General features: G+C 48.1%; 19 protein-coding genes and 2 tRNA genes. 10 read left to right on the top strand and 11 right to left on the bottom strand.

Annotated elements, in window-relative coordinates:
• The first annotated feature begins 21 nt into the window (after window positions 1-21).
• From purN to rodA, 7 genes are all read left to right on the top strand, one after another.
• The gene (gene purN / locus PKOR_RS07715; protein ID WP_046310047.1) at window positions 22-615 is read left to right on the top strand and encodes a phosphoribosylglycinamide formyltransferase; all 594 of its coding nucleotides are present in this window, start codon (window positions 22-24) and stop codon (window positions 613-615) included.
• A 31-nt stretch (window positions 616-646) separates the two neighbouring features.
• Entirely contained in the window at window positions 647-2,170 is a 1,524-nt protein-coding gene (purH, locus tag PKOR_RS07710; protein ID WP_046310046.1) for a bifunctional phosphoribosylaminoimidazolecarboxamide formyltransferase/IMP cyclohydrolase, read from the top strand.
• Window positions 2,171-2,465: 295 nt separating this feature from the next.
• On the top strand, window positions 2,466-3,491 hold the full coding sequence (locus PKOR_RS07705; protein WP_046310045.1) for a rod shape-determining protein: 1,026 nt from the start codon (window positions 2,466-2,468) through the stop codon (window positions 3,489-3,491).
• 9 nt (window positions 3,492-3,500) lie between these two features.
• Window positions 3,501-4,367 carry a rod shape-determining protein MreC gene (gene mreC, locus PKOR_RS07700; RefSeq protein WP_046310044.1) on the top strand — a complete coding sequence of 289 codons (867 nt, stop codon included), beginning with the start codon at window positions 3,501-3,503 and terminating at the stop codon, window positions 4,365-4,367.
• A complete protein-coding gene (locus PKOR_RS07695; RefSeq protein ID WP_046310043.1) occupies window positions 4,357-4,890 on the top strand; it encodes a hypothetical protein in 534 nt (177 codons plus the stop codon). The genes mreC and PKOR_RS07695 overlap by 11 nt, the downstream gene beginning before the upstream one ends.
• A complete protein-coding gene (gene mrdA / locus PKOR_RS07690) occupies window positions 4,887-6,716 on the top strand; it encodes a penicillin-binding protein 2 (RefSeq protein WP_046310042.1) in 1,830 nt (609 codons plus the stop codon). Before PKOR_RS07695 ends, mrdA begins: the two co-directional genes overlap by 4 nt.
• A gap of 4 nt (window positions 6,717-6,720) precedes the next feature.
• A complete protein-coding gene (rodA, locus tag PKOR_RS07685; RefSeq protein WP_046310041.1) occupies window positions 6,721-8,040 on the top strand; it encodes a rod shape-determining protein RodA in 1,320 nt (439 codons plus the stop codon).
• A gap of 127 nt (window positions 8,041-8,167) precedes the next feature.
• Here the strand turns inward: rodA and PKOR_RS07680 are convergent, their stop codons facing one another.
• The 4 genes from PKOR_RS07680 to mutS form a co-directional block, all read right to left on the bottom strand.
• Window positions 8,168-8,548: a hypothetical protein gene (locus PKOR_RS07680; RefSeq protein WP_046310040.1), complete on the bottom strand. Its 381-nt coding sequence runs from the start codon at window positions 8,546-8,548 to the stop codon at window positions 8,168-8,170.
• A gap of 336 nt (window positions 8,549-8,884) precedes the next feature.
• Window positions 8,885-8,968, bottom strand: a tRNA-Leu gene (locus PKOR_RS07675).
• Between the two features lie 82 nt (window positions 8,969-9,050).
• Window positions 9,051-9,123: transfer RNA gene (locus PKOR_RS07670), tRNA-Gly, on the bottom strand.
• A 310-nt stretch (window positions 9,124-9,433) separates the two neighbouring features.
• A complete protein-coding gene (gene mutS, locus PKOR_RS07665) occupies window positions 9,434-12,067 on the bottom strand; it encodes a DNA mismatch repair protein MutS (RefSeq protein ID WP_046310039.1) in 2,634 nt (877 codons plus the stop codon).
• 393 nt (window positions 12,068-12,460) lie between these two features.
• Between mutS and PKOR_RS07660 the strand changes: the two genes are divergently transcribed.
• Together PKOR_RS07660 and PKOR_RS07655 are read left to right on the top strand one after the other, a co-directional pair.
• Entirely contained in the window at window positions 12,461-13,000 is a 540-nt protein-coding gene (locus PKOR_RS07660; RefSeq protein ID WP_071843123.1) for an RNA methyltransferase, read from the top strand.
• Between the two features lie 228 nt (window positions 13,001-13,228).
• A complete protein-coding gene (locus tag PKOR_RS07655; RefSeq protein WP_084694743.1) occupies window positions 13,229-15,703 on the top strand; it encodes a TonB-dependent receptor in 2,475 nt (824 codons plus the stop codon).
• Between the two features lie 88 nt (window positions 15,704-15,791).
• Here PKOR_RS07655 and PKOR_RS07650 read toward each other — a convergent pair whose 3' ends face one another.
• The 7 genes from PKOR_RS07650 to PKOR_RS07620 form a co-directional block, all read right to left on the bottom strand.
• Window positions 15,792-16,097: a hypothetical protein gene (locus PKOR_RS07650; protein WP_052738764.1), complete on the bottom strand. Its 306-nt coding sequence runs from the start codon at window positions 16,095-16,097 to the stop codon at window positions 15,792-15,794.
• 280 nt (window positions 16,098-16,377) lie between these two features.
• Complete coding sequence (locus PKOR_RS07645) at window positions 16,378-16,863, bottom strand: GNAT family N-acetyltransferase (protein ID WP_046310036.1); 486 nt, start codon at window positions 16,861-16,863, stop codon at window positions 16,378-16,380.
• A 148-nt stretch (window positions 16,864-17,011) separates the two neighbouring features.
• Complete coding sequence (locus PKOR_RS07640; protein ID WP_052738763.1) at window positions 17,012-17,497, bottom strand: CHRD domain-containing protein; 486 nt, start codon at window positions 17,495-17,497, stop codon at window positions 17,012-17,014.
• Window positions 17,498-17,704: 207 nt separating this feature from the next.
• The gene (locus PKOR_RS07635) at window positions 17,705-18,799 is read right to left on the bottom strand and encodes an efflux RND transporter periplasmic adaptor subunit (RefSeq protein ID WP_046310035.1); all 1,095 of its coding nucleotides are present in this window, start codon (window positions 18,797-18,799) and stop codon (window positions 17,705-17,707) included.
• A 45-nt stretch (window positions 18,800-18,844) separates the two neighbouring features.
• Window positions 18,845-20,095, bottom strand: a complete 1,251-nt coding sequence (locus PKOR_RS07630; protein WP_046310034.1) for an ABC transporter permease — start codon at window positions 20,093-20,095, stop codon at window positions 18,845-18,847.
• A 78-nt stretch (window positions 20,096-20,173) separates the two neighbouring features.
• The gene (locus PKOR_RS07625; RefSeq protein ID WP_046310033.1) at window positions 20,174-21,418 is read right to left on the bottom strand and encodes an ABC transporter permease; all 1,245 of its coding nucleotides are present in this window, start codon (window positions 21,416-21,418) and stop codon (window positions 20,174-20,176) included.
• A gap of 35 nt (window positions 21,419-21,453) precedes the next feature.
• The gene (locus PKOR_RS07620; protein ID WP_046310032.1) at window positions 21,454-22,185 is read right to left on the bottom strand and encodes an ABC transporter ATP-binding protein; all 732 of its coding nucleotides are present in this window, start codon (window positions 22,183-22,185) and stop codon (window positions 21,454-21,456) included.
• 370 nt (window positions 22,186-22,555) lie between these two features.
• Here PKOR_RS07620 and PKOR_RS07615 point away from each other — a divergent pair, with 370 nt between their 5' ends.
• The gene (locus PKOR_RS07615) at window positions 22,556-23,107 is read left to right on the top strand and encodes a hypothetical protein (RefSeq protein WP_420806333.1); all 552 of its coding nucleotides are present in this window, start codon (window positions 22,556-22,558) and stop codon (window positions 23,105-23,107) included.
• Window positions 23,108-23,172: the final 65 nt, after the last annotated feature.

The raw sequence follows: 23,172 nt of genomic DNA, 5'->3' as shown, positions 1-23,172 counted from the left end.
GCTTCAAAGCAAGCCCATATTTTGAAACCTAAGAATAAGAAAAATATAGTCATTTTTGCTTCGGGCTCGGGGAGCAATGCACAGCGCCTACTGGAGCATTTTGAGCACCACCCTGAAATTCGTGTGGCCGCCCTGTTCTCTAACAATCCGAAAGCGTATGCCCTAAAAAGAGCCGAGACCTTCCACGTCCCGGCTTTTTTATTTTCCAGAGACGAGTTCTATAACACAGATAAGGTCCTGGAGCAGATCCAGCAATTCGAACCCGACCTGATCGTGCTGGCTGGTTTCCTTTGGCTGGTGCCCCAGAACCTATTACGCGCGTTCCCGAACCGCATCATCAACATACACCCTGCCCTGCTGCCCAAGTATGGTGGTAAAGGGATGCACGGTATTAACGTACACGCAGCTGTAATTCAGGCACAGGAGCCGGAATCAGGCATTACCATACACTACATAAACGAGGAATACGATAAAGGCGAATTTATACTTCAGGAGCGCTGCCCGGTACAACCCACCGACACACCTGAGGAACTGGCAGCCCGTGTACTTCAACTAGAGCATCAGCACCTGCCTCTGATAGTAGAAAAGCTGCTGCTTCAGGAATCTCAACTCTAAAATCAAATATCAACTCAATACCTTCAATCTCATGCAACCCGTTAAAATTAAATCCGCGCTGATCTCGGTATACTATAAAGACCGCCTGGAGCCGCTGGTGGAGCTGCTAAAGCAACACGGCGTTACTATTTACTCTACTGGTGGTACTCAGACTTTTTTGGAAGAGCAAGGCGCACAAGTAGTAGCAGTAGAAGACCTGACTGACTATCCTTCTATCTTCGGAGGACGCGTTAAAACTCTGCACCCAAAAGTGTTCGGTGGCATTTTGCACCGCCGCGATAACGACAGCGACCTATCGGAGCGCGAGAAGTTTGAAATTCCGCCGATTGACCTGGTGGTGGTAGATCTTTACCCATTTGAGGAGACTGTAGCCTCTGGTGCATCAGAAGCTGACGTGATTGAGAAGATCGACATTGGTGGTATCTCCCTGATCCGTGCGGCGGCCAAAAACTTCAAAGATGTGCTAATCGTGTCTTCGCGTGAGCAGTATGATGAGGTGGTAGAGCTGCTGCAAGAGAAAGACGGCGCTACCGAACTGGAAGACCGTAAGCGTTTCGCTGCTAAGGCTTTCAACGTATCCTCGCACTACGATACACATATCTTCAACTATATGAATGCTGGTGAGGAGATACAGGCGTTTAAGCAGAGCGTGCAGAACAGTATGCCACTACGCTATGGCGAAAACCCGCACCAGAAAGGCACCTTCTACGGCAAGCTAGAGGACCTGTTCGAGCAACTAAACGGTAAGCAGTTGTCTTACAATAATCTGGTAGACGTGGACGCTGCCGTGGCCCTTGCCACCGAATTTGAGGAGCCGGTAGTAGCTATCCTGAAGCACACCAACGCTTGCGGTTGTGCCACTGGCGAAACCATGAAAGAAGCTTACCTGAATGCTCTGTCTTCTGACCCAGTGTCTGCCTTCGGTGGTGTAATCATTGCTAACCGCACCATTGATATGGCCGTGGCCGAAGAGCTGAACAAGTTGTTCTTCGAGGTATTGATCGCTCCTGAGTTCGATGCAGATGCACTGGACCTACTGAAGACAAAGAAAAACCGCATTCTGTTGAAGCAGAAGCCTGTTGAGCTACCAACAAAGTTGTTTAAAACTTTGCTGAACGGTGTGATTGAGCAAGATAAAGATTTGGCAACCGAGACTGAGGCAGATTTCAAAACAGCTACCAAGCGTACACCATCTGCCGAAGAGAAAAAGGCACTTGTATTCGCTGCCAAGGTATGTAAACACACCAAGTCTAACACCATCGTACTTGCTACGGACAAGATGATGTTTGCCAGCGGTGTAGGACAAACCTCACGTGTAGATGCACTTCGTCAGGCCATTGAGAAAGCTCAGAGCTTTGGCTTCGATGTAAGTAAGACTGTGATGGCTTCTGATGCCTTCTTCCCTTTCCCTGATTGCGTGGAGATAGCTGACAAGGTAGGTATAAAAGCAGTGGTACAGCCAGGCGGCTCTATCAAAGATCAGGATTCTATTGACTACTGCGATGCTCACGGCATGGCCATGGTGATGACAGGCGTTCGCCACTTCAAGCACTAATTCGTCAGCGTATTACCTTACTTATTGATGCAAATCCCCGGCTTCTGAAGAGGCCGGGGATTTTTTATTGCCATACTTCATTTCCAAGAGGTCCAATTTAACGCCTAAAACTGCGTTAGCTAACAGAGCAGGTGCATTTACATAGTTTTGTACTAAAAAAAACTTTATTCAGGATTCAAGCGAGCACTTACATTATTAATTCCACTGAAATTCACTAATTTTGCCGCAAGTTTCTGAATAGAAATATTGTATATACAGGATATAAAGAGCAACTGCGCGACTTTCATACTTCACCATGGGACTATTTAACTTCTTAACCAGCGATATAGCCATTGATTTGGGTACTGCTAATACCCTCATCATTCACAACGATAAAATTGTGGTAGACGAGCCTTCTATAATTGCCGTGGATCGCACCACAGGCCGTGTACTTGCTATTGGCCGCAACGCCATGCAGATGCACGAGAAGACGCACGAGAACATTAAAACTATCCGCCCGCTGAAGGATGGTGTGATCGCCGACTTCCACGCTGCTGAGGAAATGATCCGAGGCATGATCAAGATGATTGATACTGGCCGTCGTCTGTTCCAGCCGTCTCACCGCATGGTAATCTGTATTCCATCAGGTATCACGGAGGTAGAGAAACGTGCCGTACGTGATTCTGCGCAACACGCTGGTGCTAAAGAAGTATGGATGATCCAGGAGCCTATGGCCGCTGCCATCGGTATAGGAATCGACGTGGAGCAACCGATTGGTTCTATGATTGTGGATATTGGGGGTGGTACTACGGAAATTGCTGTTGTAGCCCTTTCTGGTATTGTATGTGACCAGTCTATTCGTATTGCCGGCGACGTGTTCACAAAGGATATCCTGGATTACATGCGCCGCCAGCACAACCTGCTGATCGGAGAGCGCTCGGCTGAAAAAATCAAAATTGAGGTAGGTGCCGCGCTTACTGAGCTGGAGAACCCTCCTGCAGACTACGAGATCCGTGGCCGCGACCTGATGACAGGTATCCCAAAAGTAATCAAAGTTACTTACCAGGAGATTGCCATTGCACTCGACAAGTCTGTTTCTAAGATTGAAGAGGCTGTGTTGAAAGCACTGGAGATCGCTCCGCCTGAACTTTCTGCCGATATCTACGACAACGGTATTCACCTGACAGGTGGTGGAGCCTTGTTGAGAGGCTTCGACAAGCGACTAGCTGCTAAAACTAAGCTCCCGATTCATATTGCTGAAGATCCGCTTAGAGCAGTAGTACGTGGCACAGGTGCTGCTATCAAAAACATAGAAGGATTCAAGAACGTCCTGCTAACATAACAGGGCTACATGCGGAATCTATTTGCATTTATTTACCGGTTCCGTGCGTTCCTCGTGTTTCTGTTGCTGGAGGCGCTGTGCGTGTTCCTGATCGTACGCTATAACACGTATCAGGGCGCAGCCTTCTTTAATTCGGCTAGCAGATATGTGGGGCAGGTACTGGAGTTCCAGAGTGGTATTACAGACTACTTCCGGCTTACAGACGTCAACCAGACGCTGGCTAGCGAAAACGCTGCGCTGCGCCAGGAGCTGATGCAATACCGGCAAGCAGCTCTGATAGACAGTACAGCCACCTTGGACACCACGTATTTCGCCACAACCGATACCAGCCAAGCTTACCCTTACATGCTTCACGCGAGCAGGGTTATCAATAACTCTGTGCGACGCATGAATAACTACCTGACAATAGCCAAGGGTACAGCTGATGGAGTAAAGCCGGGTATGGGCGTAGTGGCCCCCAATGGGGTAGTAGGCCGGGTAAAAACCGTATCGGAGCATTATGCTACGGTTACTTCCCTGCTGCACTCCCAAATGCTTATCTCAGCCAAGATCAAGAAGGATGGCACCTTTGGTACCATTAAATGGTTAGGTGGCGACTACCGGACAGCACTATTAGACTATATACCGCTGCACGTAAAGCCTGAAGAGGGCGACACGGTTGTTACAAGTGGCTTCAATACAGTATTTCCAGAGGGCATTACGGTTGGCACCATCAGCTCTGTGGAGCAGGAGCCAGATAAGAGCTTTTATACGATTGGTGTACAACTTAGCGTTGACTTTGCACAGCTATCTTATGTGTACGTGGTAGAGAATACGCGGAAAGAAGAACGTGACACTTTAGAACAAAACGCAGGCATCCTACCAGATGAACAATAGCTTTGGATTAACACATATTGTCCAGTTCTTTTTATTTGTGGCGCTACAGGTTCTGCTTATGGATAACCTGGTGCTCTACAGTACAGGCTTCTGCTTTATCTATGTTGCCTTCCTGCTATACTTACCCCTGACTATCAACAGAGTATGGCTTTTGATACTAGGTTTTATAGTTGGCTTTACCGTGGATATATTCTATGACACGATGGGTATACATGCTGCCGCAAGCGTTTTACTAGCTTTTCTAAGACCACATGTATTGAACCTTCTGACACCACGTGATGGTTACGACAGCAGCGATGCTGTAAATATACATGTGATGGGCACACGCTGGTTTCTGACCTATGCCTTCACGCTGATCTTGTTTCACCATACTGCTGTATTCTTCTTGGAGACGATTAACTCCCAGACATTCCTGTATACTTTGGTGAAAGTTCTGATCAGCACTCTATTTACAGGTATTGTTGTAATCATAATGCAACTTCTGTTCTTCTCACCTAAGCGAGAGCGAATAGACTACCGATGAAGTATTTAGAAAACAGAAAATACGTTATCCAAGGCATCTTCCTTATAGTAGGAATTGTCTTCGCCACCAGGCTCTTTTACATCCAGGTTGTAGATAGCAGCTATAAGCAAGCTGCCGAAACTAACGCCATTAAGCCTATCATCCAGTACCCTTTCCGCGGTTTGATTTATGACCGCAATGGTAAACTTCTGGTGCAGAACACACCAGTGTATGACCTGATGGTAGTGCCAAAGGACGTAAAGAGTTTAGATACCCTGCGTCTGGCAGAACTGGTAAACCTGCCGCTCGATGACGTACGCGAGCGCCTCAAGAAAGCCCGTGCTTTCTCCTATGTACAGCCGTCTCCTTTCTACCAGAAGCTGAGCACGCAGGAGTTCGCTTACATACAGAACAACCTGATTGATTTTCCCGGCTTTTACATCAATGCCCGTACTGCCCGTGGTTATCCGCACCAGAGCTTGGCACATGCCCTAGGCTACATTGCCGAGATCAGCCCAAGGCAGCTGGAGGATAGCACCTACAGAGGTTACCGCCCAGGCGACTACATTGGTAAAGCTGGTATAGAGCTAGAGTACGAGAAGTACCTGATGGGTCAGCGTGGTGTGAAGTATAAAATGGTGAACGTGCGTGGCGTAGAGAAAGGCTCCTTCCGTGACGGTGCTTTTGATACCTTGGCAGTGGCCGGCCAGAACCTTGTTAGTACAATTGATCTGGACCTGCAGGCTTACGGCGAATACCTAATGAACGGTGCCAAAGGAAGTATAGTAGCCATAGAACCATCTAGCGGCGAGATATTGGCCTATGTCTCTGCCCCATTCTACGACCCTAACTTATTTACCGGCAAAGATTACGGCAAGAACTATATGACCTTGCTACAGGACTCGAACAAAACCATGTTCAACCGTCCTATCATGGCTGACCAAAACCCTCCAGGCTCTATCTTCAAGCTTACTCAAGCCTTAATAGCTTTGGAGGAAGGTGTTATCAATCCAAACACAAAGTTTGCCTGCAACAAAGCTTTGGTGAACTGCCACGCTCACCCTTCTCCTATTGATTTGTATGGAGCCGTGCAGCACTCCTGCAATCCATACTTTTACCAGGCTTACAAGGCTCTTATCAATCAAGGCAAGTCGCCTAACACTTTTACGGACACGTCTATTGGTCTGAAGGAGTGGAGGGAAAAAGTGTTAACCTTTGGTTTTGGGCAACAGCTGGGGATCGACATACCTGGCGAGAAGAAAGGTATTGTAGCATCTACAGATTTGTACGACCGCGTGTATGGCAAGAACCGCTGGAAATACTCCACTATCTACTCTCTAAGTATAGGACAGGGTGAGTTGGGAGTTACACCACTTCAGATGGCTAATTTTATGTCCATCATTGCAAACAGGGGCTACTATGTAACGCCACACATTATCCGATCGGTAGGCGAAGACGGCAAGCCCCTGAAGGAGTATCAGGAGAAGCATTATGCGGCAGTTAGCCCACAGCACTTTGAACCTATTATCTCAGGTATGGCCGAGGTAGTGCGTGCAGGTACGGGCCGCAGAGCTAACTTGCAGAAAGTTGGCATTGAAGTTTGCGGTAAAACCGGCACAGCCCAAAACCCTCAGGGGCCTGACCATGCTGTGTTCGTAGCTTTTGCTCCCAAAGACAACCCTAAAATAGCCATTGCTGTGTATGTGGAGCACGGTAAGTGGGGCGGCCAGTCGGCGGCTCCTATTGCAGGCCTCATGATAGAGCAGTACCTGACAGACACTGTGACCATAAAAGAACAGGAGAAATGGGTGCTTAGCAGAGAGTACCTCAATATTAAATCGAAGTAAGGCCATGGAGAAAGTACTCGGACAAACACTCTCAAGCACTACTACGCGCAGCCGCCGAAGCTCCAGTTTTATTGCCCCGCACCTCGACTGGGTTACAATACTGCTGTACTTTTTGCTGGTGGCTTTAGGCTGGATGAACATCTATGCAGCTGTCTACAGCCCTGACAATGTGGTAAACATCCTAAGCTTTGACATCAACTCAGGAAAACAATTGGCCTGGATTGGTGCCTCTTTTCTGCTAATTATCGTGCTGCTGGTAGTAGACTATAAAGTATATGAGCACCTGGCCTACCCCATTTATGGCTTCATTATATTGCTGCTGTTGGTGACTTTGGTTATTGCTAAGCCAATTGCTGGCTCCCGCTCCTGGCTTGATTTGGGTGGTGGAGTACGCTTACAACCGGCTGAGCTTGCAAAATTTGCCACAGCGTTGGCTGCATCCAAGTTCCTGGGAAGTATAAACCTGCGCCAGCAGAACTTCAAAGACCAGATGATTTTGGCAGCAATTACGCTTGTGCCGCCTATCATTATAGTACTTCAAAACGAGACTGGTTCGGCCCTGGTATTCGCAGCTTTTGTATTGGCTTACTTCCGCGAGGGCATGTCGCCTCTCATCCTGATCATTGGAGGCTCTGCTGCGGCTATCTTTATTCTAACCCTGCTCATCCCTAAGCTTTACCTCATTGCCGGCATCACCATTCTGATGGCACTAGCCACTTGGATGGACTATCGCCTGCTACGTCGCTTTAAGATTATGATTGCACTTTGGGGAGTAGTGGTAGGCATGATCTTCAGTGTAGACTTCTTTGTGAATGATGTACTACAGCCGCACCAGCAAAACCGTATCAAGGCGCTCATAAACCCAGAGGCGGACCCACTAGGCTACGGATGGAACGTTACACAGTCTAAGATAGCAATTGGTTCTGGAGGCTTCTGGGGCAAGGGTTTTTTAGAGGGCACGCAAACAAAGTTTGACTTTGTTCCTGAGCAAAGTACAGACTTTATCTTCTGCACTATTGGCGAAGAGCATGGATGGGTAGGCAGCACAATTTTGATTGGTCTGTTTATTCTGCTATTAACGCGTATTGTAGGTATAGCGGAGCGTCAAAAGTCCGTGTTTGCCCGAACCTATGGCTACTGCGTAGCCTCCATTATCTTCTTCCACTTTTTGGTGAATGTGGGAATGACTATAGGACTTGCACCAGTAGTAGGTATTCCGCTTCCTTTCTTTAGCTACGGAGGCTCTTCCTTATGGTCATTTACAATCCTGCTGTTCATACTTCTAGCGATAGATGCGAACAGAGCTAAGGACTTGGCAAGATAGTTCGCTTACTTGTCTCCTATAAATAACAAAGCCTCCTCTACTAAATACAGGTGGCTTTGTTATTTAACAGTTTATCGATTTCTGAAGGGGATGACTATGAGCTAAGCTAGCTTTAACTGAAAAATGCCTACTCAGAAACCAACCATTCTAACGCTTCTTCCATCTTGAATGGTATTGTAAGACGCGCTTTCTCTCTGATTTCGTTGATAGGCTTCTCTCTGACAGTATTCGCAGTAACCACTCGAGCTAATCTCTGCAGACGTGTTGTCCTTAAATCTTCTGCAAACTTCATTACCGTTTCCTTATACTGCGCATCAGGAATATCAACCATCCTGTTTCTGGTATCAGTTAGAAGATATTTTATATCATGATACCTTACCGCTTCAATCACAATGTTCAGAATATGAATAGCTTCACTTACAGAATAATCATTAAAGTTAGGCCACTCAACAGTAAGAATATCTCCTGGATTATAGTCTAATTTAACGAGCGGGTTAGGTATAATCATCAAATCTATACATTAATTTATCGCTAAACCCTGAGATAATTTATAGCATGACTGTTCCCGTAGCTGTAGAATAAAACCAATGTAAATTCAGTTTTTCAAAATAGAATGTGGGATAGTGACTACTGTTTGACTTATAGTCGCTTGTATGGAGTTGCAGTTAATCTTTTTGGAGACTCTGATCTCTTTTGATTGTTCAGCCGAGCCAGTAACGGAGACATCAAAACAAGGGAAAAAGCGAGATATATTCAGGAAGGTCTATATACTGAAAAACCCGCTTAAAACATCGTTTAAGCGGGTTTTTCAGTATATCTGCTTTAGCAGATATAGTAACTTGAGTACCAGGAGCGGGAATCGAACCCGCACGGCCTTGCGGCCACAAGATTTTAAGTCTTGCGTGTCTACCAATTCCACCATCCCGGCAACCTCCGGGCTATTCCCGAAGTAGTGGCTTTAAAAAACAAAGACGTTGCTTATCACAACGTCTTTTGTCTTGCTTTTCGAGAGCGGGAGACGGGATTCGAACCCGCGGCCTCGACCTTGGCAAGGTCGCGCTCTACCAACTGAGCTACTCCCGCTTTTTTGTTTTCTAAACCGCCGTAGTGATTTAGTGATGCAAAGATATAGACAAAATCTGAGATGTCAATAGGCGCTGTAAAAAAAATCAACCTCAACATGCTTCCACACTGATAATCAGGTAGAAAATTTTCAAATCTTTTTCAACTTCTTCGCGCAGCCAGCCGCTGTACGTGCTTCTATCTGTAAATTTAGGCATCCCACGCCGGAAAACAAGCAGTTTTATACTTAAAAAATACGCCAATCAGCAGCAGAAAGGATATAAAGCCATAAGAGCACCAGAAAGCATATGCTCTTACAGCTCTGCCAGTATTAACGCATCCCAGCTTTTTGCTTATCCTGCAGCAGAAGCTTCAATTCGTTTAACTTTAGCAATGCCTCTACCGGGGTAATGGTATTTATGTCCAGCTGCCCCATCAGCTCTTTTACACGCTCCAGCTGTGGGTCGTGCAGCTCAAACATGCTGAGCTGGTAGTTGTTCTTTGGCGCTGTCTTCATCTTCTGTTGCGGCGCCTGCTCTGATACTTTCTCCTTCTCTAGGTGATGCATGATCTCATCGGCACGTAGCACCACGTTATTCGGCATACCTGCCATCTGAGCCACATGTATACCAAAGCTGTGCTCGCTGCCGCCTGGCACCAGTTTGCGCATGAACAGGATCTTTCCGCCCGCCTCACGCACCGATACATTAAAGTTCTTCACGCGCGGTAGCTCCTCAGCCAGTTGGTTCAGCTCGTGGTAGTGCGTAGCGAAAAGTGTTTTAGCTTTAAACTTCGGGTGGTTGTGCAGGTGCTCCACAATGGCCCAGGCTATGGAAATACCGTCGTAGGTACTGGTACCTCGGCCGATCTCATCCATCAGCACCAGGCTGCGGTCCGAGAGGTTATTCAAGATGCTGGCCGTCTCGGTCATCTCCACCATAAACGTAGACTCCCCTCTCGATAAATTATCTGAAGCTCCCACACGGGTAAAGACCTTATCAATGATACCGATTTTAGCAGCCTCTGCGGGCACAAAGCAACCAATCTGGGCCATCAGCACGATCAGAGCCGTCTGGCGCAGCAGCGCGCTCTTACCGGCCATGTTTGGACCTGTAATGATAATTACCTGCTGTTCCTCGTTATCCAAAAAGATATCGTTCGGTACATAAGTCTCACCTAGCGGCAGCTGTTTTTCAATAACTGGGTGGCGCCCTTTCTTAATGTCAAGTACATGGCCGTCGCTTACTTCTGGCTTCACATAGTTGCTGCTCAGGGCAATGCCTGAAAAAGCGCTCAGGCAGTCAATTACCCCAATCACCTTAGAGTTCTGTTGTACCTGCGCCACATAATCCATTGCCTGCAGCACCAGCTCATTAAACAGGCTGTACTCTATAGCATAAATGCGCTCCTCTGCGTTCAGTATCTTCTCCTCGTAAGTCTTCAGCTCTTCCGTGATATAGCGCTCGGCATTCACCAGCGTCTGTTTACGTATCCAGGAAGTCGGCACTTTATCTTTGTGCGCGTTGCTTACCTCCAGGTAATAGCCAAACACCTTGTTGTAGGCGATTTTAAGGGAGCTGATGCCCGTGCTCTTAATCTCGCGCTGCTGCACCTGTGCCAGGTAGTCCTTGCCCGAGAAGGCGATGGCGCGCAGCTCGTCCAGTTCCTCGTTCACCCCCTCATTAATCATATTGCCTTGGTTGGTGAGCATCGGCGGCTCCAGTTTTAGGATGCTACGGATTTCCTCCCGCAACCCATCACAGGGCGCCAACTGATTAGCAAGCTTTACCAGCGCAGGTATGCCGCTGGCAGCAAGTAGCTTTTTGATAGGGAGTATAGCCTCGAGTGCCTTGGCCAGCTGTACCAACTCGCGCGGGTTCACACGGCGCACAGCCACCTTCGAAATAAGGCGCTCCAGGTCGTTAATCTGCTTCAGGTGTACTACCAGCTCATCCAGCAGTTCGCGGTGCTGTGTTAAGGCTTCCACTGTATCGAGGCGGCGGCGAATCTGAACGACATCTTTTAGCGGTAATACTACCCACTTCTTCAACAAGCGGGCACCCATAGGAGTAACAGTCTGGTCCAGCACCTGTATAAGTGGCACGCCTTCCGGATGTTGCGGGTATACCAGCTCCAGGTTGCGCACCGTAAAGCGATCTAACCATACATACTTGTCCTCCTCCAAACGGGAAATAGTGGCGATGTGGCTGATCTCGTTGTGCTGCGTCTCGGACAGGTAATGCAATATAGCTCCGGCTGAGATGATGGCTTCTTTCATCCCCTCAATGCCAAAGCCTTTTAGTGAAGCAGTGCTAAACTGCCGCGTCAGAGACTCGTAGGCAAAATCGTAATTGAACACCCACTCTTCCAGCGCATAATAACGGAAGTCTGGACCGTAACGCTCGGTAAAGGTCTCTTTCTCGCGCTTGCAGAACAGCACCTCCGCCGGAGCAAGGCTCTGCAGTAGCTTCCCAATATAGTTTTTATCGCCCTGAGCCGTGATAAACTCCCCTGTGGAGACATCCAGAAAAGAGATGCCCGTCTCGGTCTTGCCAAAGTGCACGGCAGCCAGGTAGTTGTTGCTACGCTTCTCCAGCACCTGATCGTTGAATGACACGCCCGGCGTTACCAATTCCGTTACACCGCGCTTCACAATACCCTTCACTGTTTTCGGGTCTTCGAGCTGATCGCAGATGGCTACGCGCTCGCCGGCACGTACCAGCTTAGGCAGGTAGGTATCAAGAGAGTGATGCGGAAAACCAGCCAGCGCCGTTTCAGAGGCCGAACCGTTTCCACGTTTTGTCAGTACGATGTCCAGAATTTTACTTGCCTTAATGGCGTCTTCGCCAAAGGTTTCGTAAAAGTCCCCTACCCTAAACAGCAGCAGCGCCCCTGGATGCTTCGCCTTTATGGCGTTGTATTGCTTCATCAGTGGCGTTACTGTGCCTTTATCTCCTCCTTTCATACTGTTTTATACTTTGGCAAATGCTGTTGCATCACGAATTATACTTTCTGAGAATTTTAAATTTGCTTCTGCGCAACATGTACTTGTTACAACAAAAGCTTACAACTGTTTGCCAGCTTCTCGCCTCGCCGGCTAGACCTTCCTTTTCTCCTTGATGAGAAAAGGAAGCAAAAGAATCAAAACGATTATGAACTCGCTGAACGCTCAAACAAAAAATCGTCATTGATGCACATAGCAACCGCTTCCTCCCTTGGTCCGAATTTTTGTCATAACCGTTCGGAGGTCTAACATTTCAGCCCTGGTTTGACTTTTGCCCAAAACCGCCTGACCTTTGCAGCAGCGCTGGGGCAAAAGGTCTTGTGTCTTATGTCTAAAGTCTAGCGTCTAAAAATCATGCGTAAACTTTCGATGGACGACCTCAACCGTGACTCGGTTGAAGAATTCAAAAATAAGAAAAAAATACCGTTAGTCTTGGTGCTCGACAATGTGCGTAGCCTCAATAACGTGGGTTCTGTTTTCCGCACCGCCGATGCCTTTATGGCCGAAAAAGTATATCTGTGCGGCATTACCGGTAAACCGCCGCACCGCGATATCGAAAAGACAGCATTGGGTGCAACTGAGTCTGTAGAGTGGGAACATGTGCCGGAAACGCTTGCACTGGTGCAGGAACTGAAGGCGCAGGGTTACCACGTGGGTTCGGTGGAGCAGGCAGAGCGAAGTATAATGCTGAATGAGTTTGCACCAGAGCCGGGGCAGAAGTATGCGCTGGTGCTTGGCAACGAAGTTTTCGGGGTGGAGCAGGAGGTGATTAACGAGTCTGACTTTGTACTCGAAATTCCGCAGTTTGGCACTAAACATTCGCTCAACATATCCGTGGCTACCGGCGTGGTGGTGTGGGATTTTCTGAGCAAAACGCTGTCACAGCAAGTATAAATCATCGTACACAATACATACTGGAGCACTGGCACTGGCTGGTGCTTCTTTTTGCGCCCTCACCAAAAAGCTAAGGCGGGATTACTGTAAGGCAAAACTTAAGTTAAATCCGCTAAAATTTTGCGCAGAGATTAAACCTTCGCCCCTATCTTTTGTCGCACTAGTAGTAGCTATGCACTGCACCCGTGCTTGGCTAACAGCCTTTTGCTAATTGACTCTAACAGAACTATGATGAAGACTTACTTGCAGTTTATACTTTTCTTCCTGCTTATACTTACCCCACTAGCACTTTCTGCACAAAGCCAGTCCGGTAGTGGCAGGGTCAGCGGGACACTGTTGGAGGCCGGCACCAGCAAGCCAATAGGCTTTGCAAACGTGGTGCTCCTTTCTGCTCCCGATTCCAGTCTGGTGACTGGCGCCACTACTGATATAGAAGGCGTTTTTATACTTGAGCGCATACCCGCAGGCCGCTACGTCCTGCGAGCTTCCATGGTGGGTTATCCAACTAAGTATGTTTCCGGCATCAGCGTCACCCCTGAAAAGCCACAGGTAGCATTGGGTAACATTACCATGAGCGCCTCTGCCACCCAATTAGGCGAGGTAGAAGTAGTGGCACAGCAGCAAATTGTAGACTACGAACTGGACAAGCGTGTAGTAAATGTAAGCCAGGACCTGAACGCACAAAGTGGTACTGTAGCCGAAGTAATGCAGAACCTGCCCTCAGTAGACGTAGATATTGATGGCAACGTAAATATGCGCGGCAGCTCTAATGTAACCATACTCATAGACGGCAAGCGCTCGGCGCTTTCTGAGATACCGCTGGACCAGATACCAGCCAATATGATCGAGAGCATTGAGTTGATCACCAACCCCTCTTCCAAGTATAACCCGGAGGGTACATCAGGCATCATTAATTTGGTGTTGAAGAAGGAGAAGAAACCTGGCTTTAACGGCTCGGCCTCCATCACCGCCGGCACGTACGATAACTACAATACCGCACTCAACCTGAACTACCGCTACAACAAGTGGTCGTTAAACGGCGGCTATGATTTTAGACAACGCACCCGCCCCGGCACCCAAAGAAATAACACCACTAATTATTACCTGAACGATGCCGGACAGATCGACAGCACCAGTTACCGCCTGCAGGAGGGCGAGCGCAACAGCACAGATATCTCTCATAACTTTCGTCTTGGGGCAGATTACTACCTCACTCCAAAACACACTTTATCCGCCTCAGCGCTATACCGCTTTGGCCAGGATGAAGGCTCTAATGACATCTTTTACCGCTTTTTGGACGAAGACCGCATGCTGCAAAGTACCAGCACCCGAAACACCAATGAGGTAGAAGATGAGAGAGCTCTCGACTTAACACTGGGCTACCGCCAGACCTTCGATCGCAAAGGCCAGGAACTAACGGCAGATGTAATTTATAATGCCAATGCAGATGATGAAGTAGCTTTATTTGAAGAAAGAAGAACAGGCATCGAAACACTGACAGAAATACAGGAAACGTTGGTAGATGATGAAAACTATGAATTTGTAACAAAGGTCGATTATGTACACCCATTCTCAGAGAACAGTCGGCTAGAGTCTGGCTTCAGAACTTCCTTTGAGCGCCTGGACGAAGACTCCCGTTTCTTTAACATGAATAGTGAGACAGGAGCAATGGAATATAATGTTGACCAAAGCAACCACTTTGTGTATGATCAGCATGTATACTCCCTTTATACCAACTACAGTAACAAGTTTAAAAGTATAACTTACCAGGTGGGCGTACGTGCCGAACAGACACTAACCAAGTCGGACCAGCGCACCTCCAACGAAGTTTTCAACAACAACTACTTCAGCCTCTTCCCTACGCTCTTTATTACCAACGATTTTAATGAGGACAACAAAGTGCAGTTCAGCTACAGCCGCCGTATAAACAGGCCACGCAGCCGCTTCCTGAACCCTTTCGTGGACCGCTCTGACAGGTATAACCTATACTTCGGTAACCCGAACCTGAATCCGGAGTTTGTAAACTCGCTGGAGTTAGGTTACCTCCGCTACTGGGGCCAGGCCTCTTTTAACGCTACTATGTTTTATCGCCATACAACTGATGAGATCGAGCGTTTCCGTATGCCAACCACTATTGCTGTTAACGGCGTGGAAGAACCGGGCACACAGACAACCTTTATCAACTTATCAGATAACACATCCTATGGTTTTGAATTTGGAGCTAATTATCCCATCACCACTTGGTGGAGATTAAATGCCAGCTGGTCGGGCTTCAGAACAGAGCTCAGCACCACCCAAGGCGACACGGAGCTTAGCAGCGCACAGTTCAGCTGGAACTCCAAGCTCAACTCTAACATGACCGTTTGGAAGGACCTGGATATACAGCTTTCCGGCTTTTACCGCGCTCCCAGAAATGATATACAAGGGCAAATGGAGGAGATGTTCAGCGCAGACTTAGGCATGAAGAAAGATATCCTGAAGAAGAATGGTACAGTCTCCCTGCGCATATCTGACCTGTTTAACACCCGCCAATTCAACTTCCTGAGTTATGGACCCGAGTTCAGATCAGAGATCGAGAACCGCCGCCAGAGCCGTATTATTTACTTGGGCTTTACCTACCGTCTCAACAGCGACGATAACAACCGCAACCGCCGCAGAAATCAAGATGGTCAGGAGGGTGGCGGAGATGAGGATGATTTTTAGAGCTTAAATAGTCTCATCCCCAAGTATAAGCTCTGTTGATAAGGCTATTCTGGTGAACCCACCCCTAACCCCTTTGAAGGCAGGGCTGTTAAGTTCTAATTAATTTAGCCATTGCGTTAATTCTATTTGCAAAGGCCATGATGGCCTCTTTCATGGAGCGGAACCCGCTTTTGCGAACGATGTTCAGAGCCACGCTCTTCCATAGCGAGAGGTTCTCTGGCGCCTGTCCCTTGCTGATGCCGTTGCCATCCTCCCCCAGGGTCATGTCCTTCTCCCAGTGTACCCGGTTCCCAATGCCCCCTGCCAGCGTGGCCGCGTCCGCCTCTTTGAGGCTGCAGATGTAGTAACCGGCCCTGCCGCCGAGGAGGGGAATCTGTTCGGAAACGATAAACATCCTCCTATACTCCCTTTAAAGGGGAATTAGCAAAGGCAGTGGCTATGGAACCTGGTCCCAGTCCTTGGGCTGAGCGCCTTGTGAAATCCGGTGACGAGCATGCGGCAGCGCCCTGGCGCAGGAGGGAACACAGCGCGATGCCCGAGGATGAGGCCCCGCGGCCTTGAGCGCTCCAAAGCTCACTATGAAACGAGTGGGAAGTAAAGTCGTGAATATGTAGTTAGAGAAAATAGCCTAATTCAAATTAGATAGAGCAAGAGCTATGTAAGGCATCGCTTTCTTATTTCAACTCCAGCTCCATCTTAATGTCCGCTCGCTCATAAATGCTTGGTGGCATAGGAACCTCCACAAAACCTAAACGCTCATACAGGCTCAAAGCCGTATGCAGCCGGCGGTTCGACACCAGGTATACTTTATAGGCACCTGCGCGGCGGGCTCTGTCTATGGCAGCCTCTCCCAACATCTTGCCTATCTTCATTCCTTGCATTTTGGGCGCCACAGCCATCTTTGCTAATTCGAAAACACCTTCGCTATCTTTTATCAACGCACAGGTACCTACAGGCTCTCCATTGAAAAGCGCCATCAAGATGTAGCCTCCCTTGTTAATGATATAGCCTTGTGGATCACTGAGTGACTTATTATCAGCCTCCTCCATCACAAAGTATTTGGATATCCACTCGTGGTTCAGGTCGTAGAAGGCTTTGCCATAGAAAGGATTGAAATCGACAATTTGTATAGCGGTAGGGGTATTGTAATGCTGTGCCATGATGCGCTGTAAGTTGTAACAGCGCAAAGTTAGGAAAATGGTGTGATTACCGTAAGCGCAAACCGGTCGAAAGAGGTGGAAAGCCAAAGGCTTTTGCTAGTCCTAACACCACAGCAGACTAGCAAAAGCTTAGCTCTACATCTTTAAGTTAGTCCTCAATTAGGTTTCCTCGAAGCTCGCCGCTAGGATGGGTAGCGCTGTGTATGTTTACGTACCACAAGCCAGCTTTTAGGTCCGCTTCCTCATCATCTGTAAGCGCACGGGTAGTACCAGTTACGGTTCCACTGTTGTCGGTGTCAAAGCCTGTAATATCGATAACAGGAGGCGCACTAGAGTTTACATCCGCAGGACCGTGGAAGTGCATGGCTACCGTGTTATCGTCAGGGTTTCCCAACTCCCACGAAATGGTATAGGTCAGCATGTTAGTGGCATCATTGTACACCACATCCATCTCTCCTGAGCCAGACGACTCAACCGGCGGACGTTCATTAGCCCCAAGCAGCTCTACATTAACAAATTCTACTTCATCAACTATATCAATGTCATCGTCGTCATCGCAGGCGACAGTTAAACCACCTAATACCATCAGGCACACAAGCAGTGATTTAGCATAGTTTGTGAATGTTTTTTCCATAGCTAAACAATTAGTAAAACAAAAACTTATACTATTATTTTACTACCCTGTACAACATGTGTTAAGGTATTCAACAACTTTTCCGTGGAAACTGTACTATACTCCACTAACCGCAATAATTAAGTGGCAGGCGAAATTTATAAAAAAGAAAAAGCGGGCATAAAACCCGCTCTTTCACATTAAGCAAACAAACACATTAAACTACCTTTAAATCTGAGCGATATTTGTATCCGGCACTTTTACCTTGTCTTTCTTCTGAAGGCCAGACACAACTTCTATATTAATACCATCTGAAAGACCTGTTTTAATCATGCGCTTTTCGAAACGCTGCGGAGCCGTCTCTACCTCTACATATGGTTGCTCTTTCTCAAACTTCAGCATGCTCTCTTTTATGGCCAATGTCTTCTCGCGCTTGTCCAGTACGATGTCGGCGTTTGCACTGTAGCCTGCCCTGATAAAGTCCTTCTCGTCCAGCATCACCTTCGCCCGGATCGGGAACTTGATGGAGCCTTCCTCGTCCACCCCTTTTGGTGCGATGTACTCCAGCTTGGCATCAAACACACGTCCTTCTATAGCACCAATGGTCAGCAACAGGTCCATGTTCTCTTTCAGCTTGCCCACTTCCGACTCATCAATTTTACCCTCGAATATAAGGCTGCGCATGTCGGCCACCGAGGCAATAGTAGTGCCCTCGTTAAAGTTGTTACGCTCAATAATGGAAGTACCAACTTTTATGGGTACATCAAGCAGCATACCGCCTATAGTAGAGTACACCAGGTTAGAAGACTGTCCGCTCTTACGCGATGCTCCTTCACGTACTAGTTGCAGGTTGCTTTCGGCGGCAGAAAGAGCTTCCCGCTTCAGCTCAAAGTCTGCTTTATACTTACGGAACTCCTGTTCTGGAATCACTTTCTCGGCGTAGAGTTGTTCATAACGCGCCAGCTCACGCTTTGCCTCGTCAAAATTAAGCTTGGCTGTCTGTAGCTGTGTTTCAGCGTTGTTAACACTTACCATATTAGGCACGATGCGGATTTTAACTAACAGCTGCCCTTGCTTTACCACCTCACCAGCCTCCACATACAGCTCCTCTACAATACCTGATACCTGCGACTTTATCTGTACTTCTTTGCGTGGCACGATAGAACCGGTCGCTACCGTCTTCTTCACGATCTCTGTTTCGAATGGCGACTCTGTTTTATACACAATAGGGTCGGTATTCGCCTTGTTGTAGAAGTAGTAACCTAGCCAGCCAGACAGGCCCAGAAAAACCAGGATGAATAAGCCTAAAAGAACCTTTTTCATAGTTGATGAATGATTATGTGTCTGTTTTAAACTTTCTGCGTTAGTTTATTCGTCTTTGAGCGCTACTACCGGGTTTACCCGTGCTGCCTTGGTGGCAGGTATCAGACCAGCCAGTGCACCAGTAACCACCAGTAACACCGTAGCAGTAACTGCTATGTTCACGTTAACCTCTGGCACGCCGAAGAAGCCTGCCTCCACCTCAAACTTGTTCATCAGGTACTCAATTAGCGCAATAACGCCTGTGCCCCCCATTAAGCCAATGTACCCTGCCAACGCTGTTATCACGATGGATTCCTGTATGATCAGGCTGATGATTGAGAAAGGCGTAGCACCAAGGGCTTTGCGTATACCGATCTCCTTGGTGCGCTCCTTTACCACAATTAACATGATATTGCCCACGCCAATGATACCTGCTATGATGGTACCGATGCTGACCAGCCAGCTGAACCCGGCAATGCCCATAAACAGCCCCTGCACCTCCTGAAATTCTTTTTCTATGTTAGCCGAACCAAAGGCTTTCAAATCCTCGGGAGCCACGCGGTGGCGCTGCATCAATAAGGTTTTCACCTTTTCCTCGATTACTGCGGCCGGCACGCCAGGTTTGGGTACCATGGCCAGGTGACCTACCTTGTTTACTTGATTAAATGTCTGCTGCAGGGCACTGTGCGGAATGTAAATCACCTTAGCGTCCTCCACCACATCCTCGCCCTTACCCACAGGCTCGAAAGTGCCCACTACCTGAAAATAGCTGCCTTTTATGCTGATGTACTTACCAATCGGGTTCTTCTCGTTCGGAAAGAGCACCTCCAGTATGCGTGGCCCCACCACTGCCACCTTGCGCTTCTCCTGCATGTCGATGTCGTTTACAAAGCGGCCTGTCTTGATCCGTAGTGGCCTTACAAAGAGCACTTCCGGCGTTTCGCCTATCACGGTAAAAGCAGAGCTCTTGTCTTTGTAGTTAACTGAAAAATCGCCCCATACCTGGTTGCTGGGCGCTACTACGCCTACCTCAGGTATATTGGCTTTAATGGCCGCCACATCATCGTTGGTGAGTTCTATGGTTCGTCCTGCTTTCAGGCCCATGTAAGGCACGCTTGTACGCTGTGTCCAGACAAACACGGTGTTTTTAGCGATGTTAAACTCAGCCGTGATTCCATTCTCCAGCCCTTTACCAGCACCCAGCAACACCACCAGCATAAAGATGCCCCAGAACACGCCAAAAGCCGTCAGCGCCGTGCGGAGCTTATGCTTCTTTACGGTGTTATAGATCTCGGTCCATTTATCTATGTCGATCATACTTTTTGTTGATTGCTGCTTTTGGCAGATGGTATCTTATATGGCTGTAGCCCTAATCATTCTATATCGTAAAATCAATTAATCTGCCCGCAGAGCCTCTATAGGTTTGATATTAGCTGCCTTCAAAGCTGGCATTAGCCCTGCTATAGCTCCTGCCAGCACTAACACCAATGTAGCTGAAAGCGCTACCTCCAGGTCTACCTCTGGCTGAGCGAAAAATGGCAATTCCGCCCCCGATGATATCAGCATGTGCTCTATCAGCGCCAATAAGCCAGTAGCTAGTAGTAATCCCATATAGCCGGAGAATGCTGTAATCACCACCGACTCCTGCAGAATCAGGCTGACAATGGACAGTGGTGTAGCTCCCAGTGCCTTTCGAACACCAATCTCGCGGGTACGCTCCTTCACGATAATCATCATGATGTTGCTTACCCCCACGATACCTGCTATTAAAGTACCGATACCTACAATCCAGACGAAGATGCGGATGCCGCTGAAAAGCCCTTGTAGCTTTAGGTACTCAGCTTCTGTGTTTTCCACACCCAGCGCCATATCATCTGTCTCTGCGAACTTGTGTCGCTGAGACAGCAGCGTGCGCAGGCGGTCTTCCATCTCTTTAGCAGGCACACCATCCTGGGCGGTAAGCAGCATCAACTGCACCTGGTTAGGTTGGTTAAAGGCACCTTGTAGTGTAGAAAAAGGTATGTAAGCTCTCTCTTCGCGGCGACCGCTGTTGTTACCTTTCACCTTAAAGGTGCCAACTACTTTAAAGTAAATGCCCCGGATGTTCACATGCTCACCCACAGGGTTCTGCTCGCCAAATAACACCTGCGCCACCTGCTCACCTAGCACCACTACCTTTCGCTTCTCCTGCTCATCATACTTATTCAGCATGCGGCCCCTGTAGGCTCGCTCCCCGTTTATCTCCATAAAATCCGGCTCCGCACCAAATACCTGGTAAGAACCGTTCTGCTTTTTATAGTTGATAGTATACTCGCCTGCCACCCGGTTGCGCGGGGCCATCATGTTTAAACCGGCCACTTCCCGCTCTATCGCCTCCAGGTCCGCGTTGGTGAACTTTATCTCCCGACCCGGTTTCATTCCTTTGTGCGCTACAGCTGTTTTGCCGCTCCAGACAAACACACTGTTCTTAGCCCCGTCGCCGAAGCGGTTGTATATGCCGTTTTCCAGCCCATTACCCACGCCTAGCAGCAGCACCAGCATAAAGACACCCCAGAACACGCCAAAGGCTGTCAGGAAGGTGCGCAGCTTGTTTTTGCGCATGGTACCCAGGATTTCCTGCCATTTATCTATGTCGAACATGGTAGTGCCACTTGTTAGATTGTTGTAGTCTAGGATTAGAAAACAGGCTTACCTGAAGCTAGCCCTACAGCTGTTGGCTCGGTGGCCTCATGCATGCCGTGGTCATCGTTCACTATTAAGCCATCTTTCAGGCGGATGATGCGCTGCGTCTGCTCGGCAATATCATTCTCGTGTGTCACGATCACTACAGTCATGCCTTTGCGATTTACCTCTTTAAAAATATCCATCACCTCATAGGAAGTCTGGGTATCGAGGGCACCGGTTGGCTCATCGGCAAGTATAAGTTTAGGTTGCGAGATAAGCGCCCGTGCAATAGCCACCCGCTGCCGCTGCCCACCCGACATCTCATTTGGCGAGTGCTCAGCCCACTCTTTCAGCCCCACCATCTCCAGATACTCCAGCGCCAGTTTATTGCGCTCCTTGCGGCTCACTTTCTGGTAATACAGCGGCAGTGCCACATTCTCCACCGCATTCTTGAAGGAAAGCAGGTTGAAGGACTGAAACACAAAGCCCAGAAAGCGGTTGCGGTAATAAGCTGCCTTTGCCGCCGATAAGTTCTTGATAAACGTCCCGGCTAAAGTATATTCTCCTTTGTCATAGTCATCCAATATACCCAGGATGTTGAGCAGCGTAGACTTGCCAGAGCCGGAGGAGCCCATAATCGACACGAACTCCCCTTCCTGAATATGAAGATCAATTCCCTTAAGCACATGCAGTTTGTTATGCCCTACTGCATAGTACTTGTGTATATCCTGGAGCTGTATCATAGGCTAATTTTTGGTACTAGGTCTTCTTATTTTACGATAGGCTGTTATGCAAGGTACTTTACTATGATTTAATTGTGATTTACTTTATACTTACAACGCGTTTCCATCGACCTAAAACATATCTGCATCTACCAACTTAGTTTAACTGCAGCAGCAGCTTAGTAAACAAGCCACGAAAGCAAGTGTAGTGCAGAACAGCAAAGTGTGCTGGCGCTCTTGTAGGTATAGATGCACAGGCTAGCTTTCAGGTTGCCTGGCAGTTAAGTTTTTATTTTGGACTTCGCCCTCTTTACACATAGGTAACATTGTACACCAACAAAGCAGCCCGCAAGAATCCGAAAGGTGCATCTCACGTACCTTACCTATGTCTATGCAGCCATTGCCTGAACCTATCCTATTTCACCCACTCAAGCATCATCTGGGCTACATCAAGGAGTTTGTATACGAAGGGCTCCAAATGCCAGAGCAGGAGCTGATGAAGTATTTCCGGCGGATAGGTGGCTCGCAGTTGGACCTGTACATTGGCACACTCTCGCCTTTACAGATATCAGAAGAGGTGATTTTATACTTACAGGCGCAGCATGTACATCAGGCTGAGAGCTTCAATAGTTTTCTTGCACCCATAGGTTACCGCATCTGCACCCTTTCCGATAACTCCGCCTGGACACTGCGCTGGGGCGTACACGCCAAACGCCACGTGCACTTACATCCTGGTCGTTATTCGCCACATACCCTAAGGGTAAAAGCCAACCACCTTAATACTGCCATTGCCGTTGCCATAGCAGGCCTAAAGTATGGACAGCCTCTGAGCCTTGAACTGCTAAACCAGGCACGGGCAGATTGGCTGGAGCTGCCGCCAGTTATTGGGTATACTTCTGAAGAGGGACTAGGCAAAATTATAGCGCTAATGCAACAAGTATAAAATAACAGAGCCGCCTCCCAGCAGGAGACGGCTCTGTTATCACAAGTATACATGGATATGCAAAT

Source organism: Pontibacter korlensis (assembly GCF_000973725.1).
In the GTDB taxonomy this organism is placed as follows: Bacteria; Bacteroidota; Bacteroidia; order Cytophagales; family Hymenobacteraceae; genus Pontibacter; species Pontibacter korlensis.
The sequence above is the reverse complement of the archived record's forward strand: the minus strand, read 5'-3'. Positions and strand labels throughout refer to the sequence as shown.

Bases quoted from the DNA above. Each gene is read 5' to 3' on its own strand.
- purH (WP_046310046.1), top strand. From the start codon at position 647: ATGCAACCCGTTAAAATTAAATCCGCGCTGATCTCGGTATACTATAAA.
- PKOR_RS07705 (WP_046310045.1), top strand. From the start codon at position 2,466: ATGGGACTATTTAACTTCTTAACCAGCGATATAGCCATTGATTTGGGT.
- mreC (WP_046310044.1), top strand. From the start codon at position 3,501: ATGCGGAATCTATTTGCATTTATTTACCGGTTCCGTGCGTTCCTCGTG.
- PKOR_RS07695 (WP_046310043.1), top strand. From the start codon at position 4,357: ATGAACAATAGCTTTGGATTAACACATATTGTCCAGTTCTTTTTATTT.
- mrdA (WP_046310042.1), top strand. From the start codon at position 4,887: ATGAAGTATTTAGAAAACAGAAAATACGTTATCCAAGGCATCTTCCTT.
- rodA (WP_046310041.1), top strand. From the start codon at position 6,721: ATGGAGAAAGTACTCGGACAAACACTCTCAAGCACTACTACGCGCAGC.
- PKOR_RS07680 (WP_046310040.1), bottom strand. From the start codon at position 8,548: ATGATTATACCTAACCCGCTCGTTAAATTAGACTATAATCCAGGAGAT.
- mutS (WP_046310039.1), bottom strand. From the start codon at position 12,067: ATGAAAGGAGGAGATAAAGGCACAGTAACGCCACTGATGAAGCAATAC.
- PKOR_RS07660 (WP_071843123.1), top strand. From the start codon at position 12,461: ATGCGTAAACTTTCGATGGACGACCTCAACCGTGACTCGGTTGAAGAA.
- PKOR_RS07655 (WP_084694743.1), top strand. From the start codon at position 13,229: ATGATGAAGACTTACTTGCAGTTTATACTTTTCTTCCTGCTTATACTT.
- PKOR_RS07650 (WP_052738764.1), bottom strand. From the start codon at position 16,097: ATGTTTATCGTTTCCGAACAGATTCCCCTCCTCGGCGGCAGGGCCGGT.
- PKOR_RS07645 (WP_046310036.1), bottom strand. From the start codon at position 16,863: ATGGCACAGCATTACAATACCCCTACCGCTATACAAATTGTCGATTTC.
- PKOR_RS07640 (WP_052738763.1), bottom strand. From the start codon at position 17,497: ATGGAAAAAACATTCACAAACTATGCTAAATCACTGCTTGTGTGCCTG.
- PKOR_RS07635 (WP_046310035.1), bottom strand. From the start codon at position 18,799: ATGAAAAAGGTTCTTTTAGGCTTATTCATCCTGGTTTTTCTGGGCCTG.
- PKOR_RS07630 (WP_046310034.1), bottom strand. From the start codon at position 20,095: ATGATCGACATAGATAAATGGACCGAGATCTATAACACCGTAAAGAAG.
- PKOR_RS07625 (WP_046310033.1), bottom strand. From the start codon at position 21,418: ATGTTCGACATAGATAAATGGCAGGAAATCCTGGGTACCATGCGCAAA.
- PKOR_RS07620 (WP_046310032.1), bottom strand. From the start codon at position 22,185: ATGATACAGCTCCAGGATATACACAAGTACTATGCAGTAGGGCATAAC.
- PKOR_RS07615 (WP_420806333.1), top strand. From the start codon at position 22,556: ATGCAGCCATTGCCTGAACCTATCCTATTTCACCCACTCAAGCATCAT.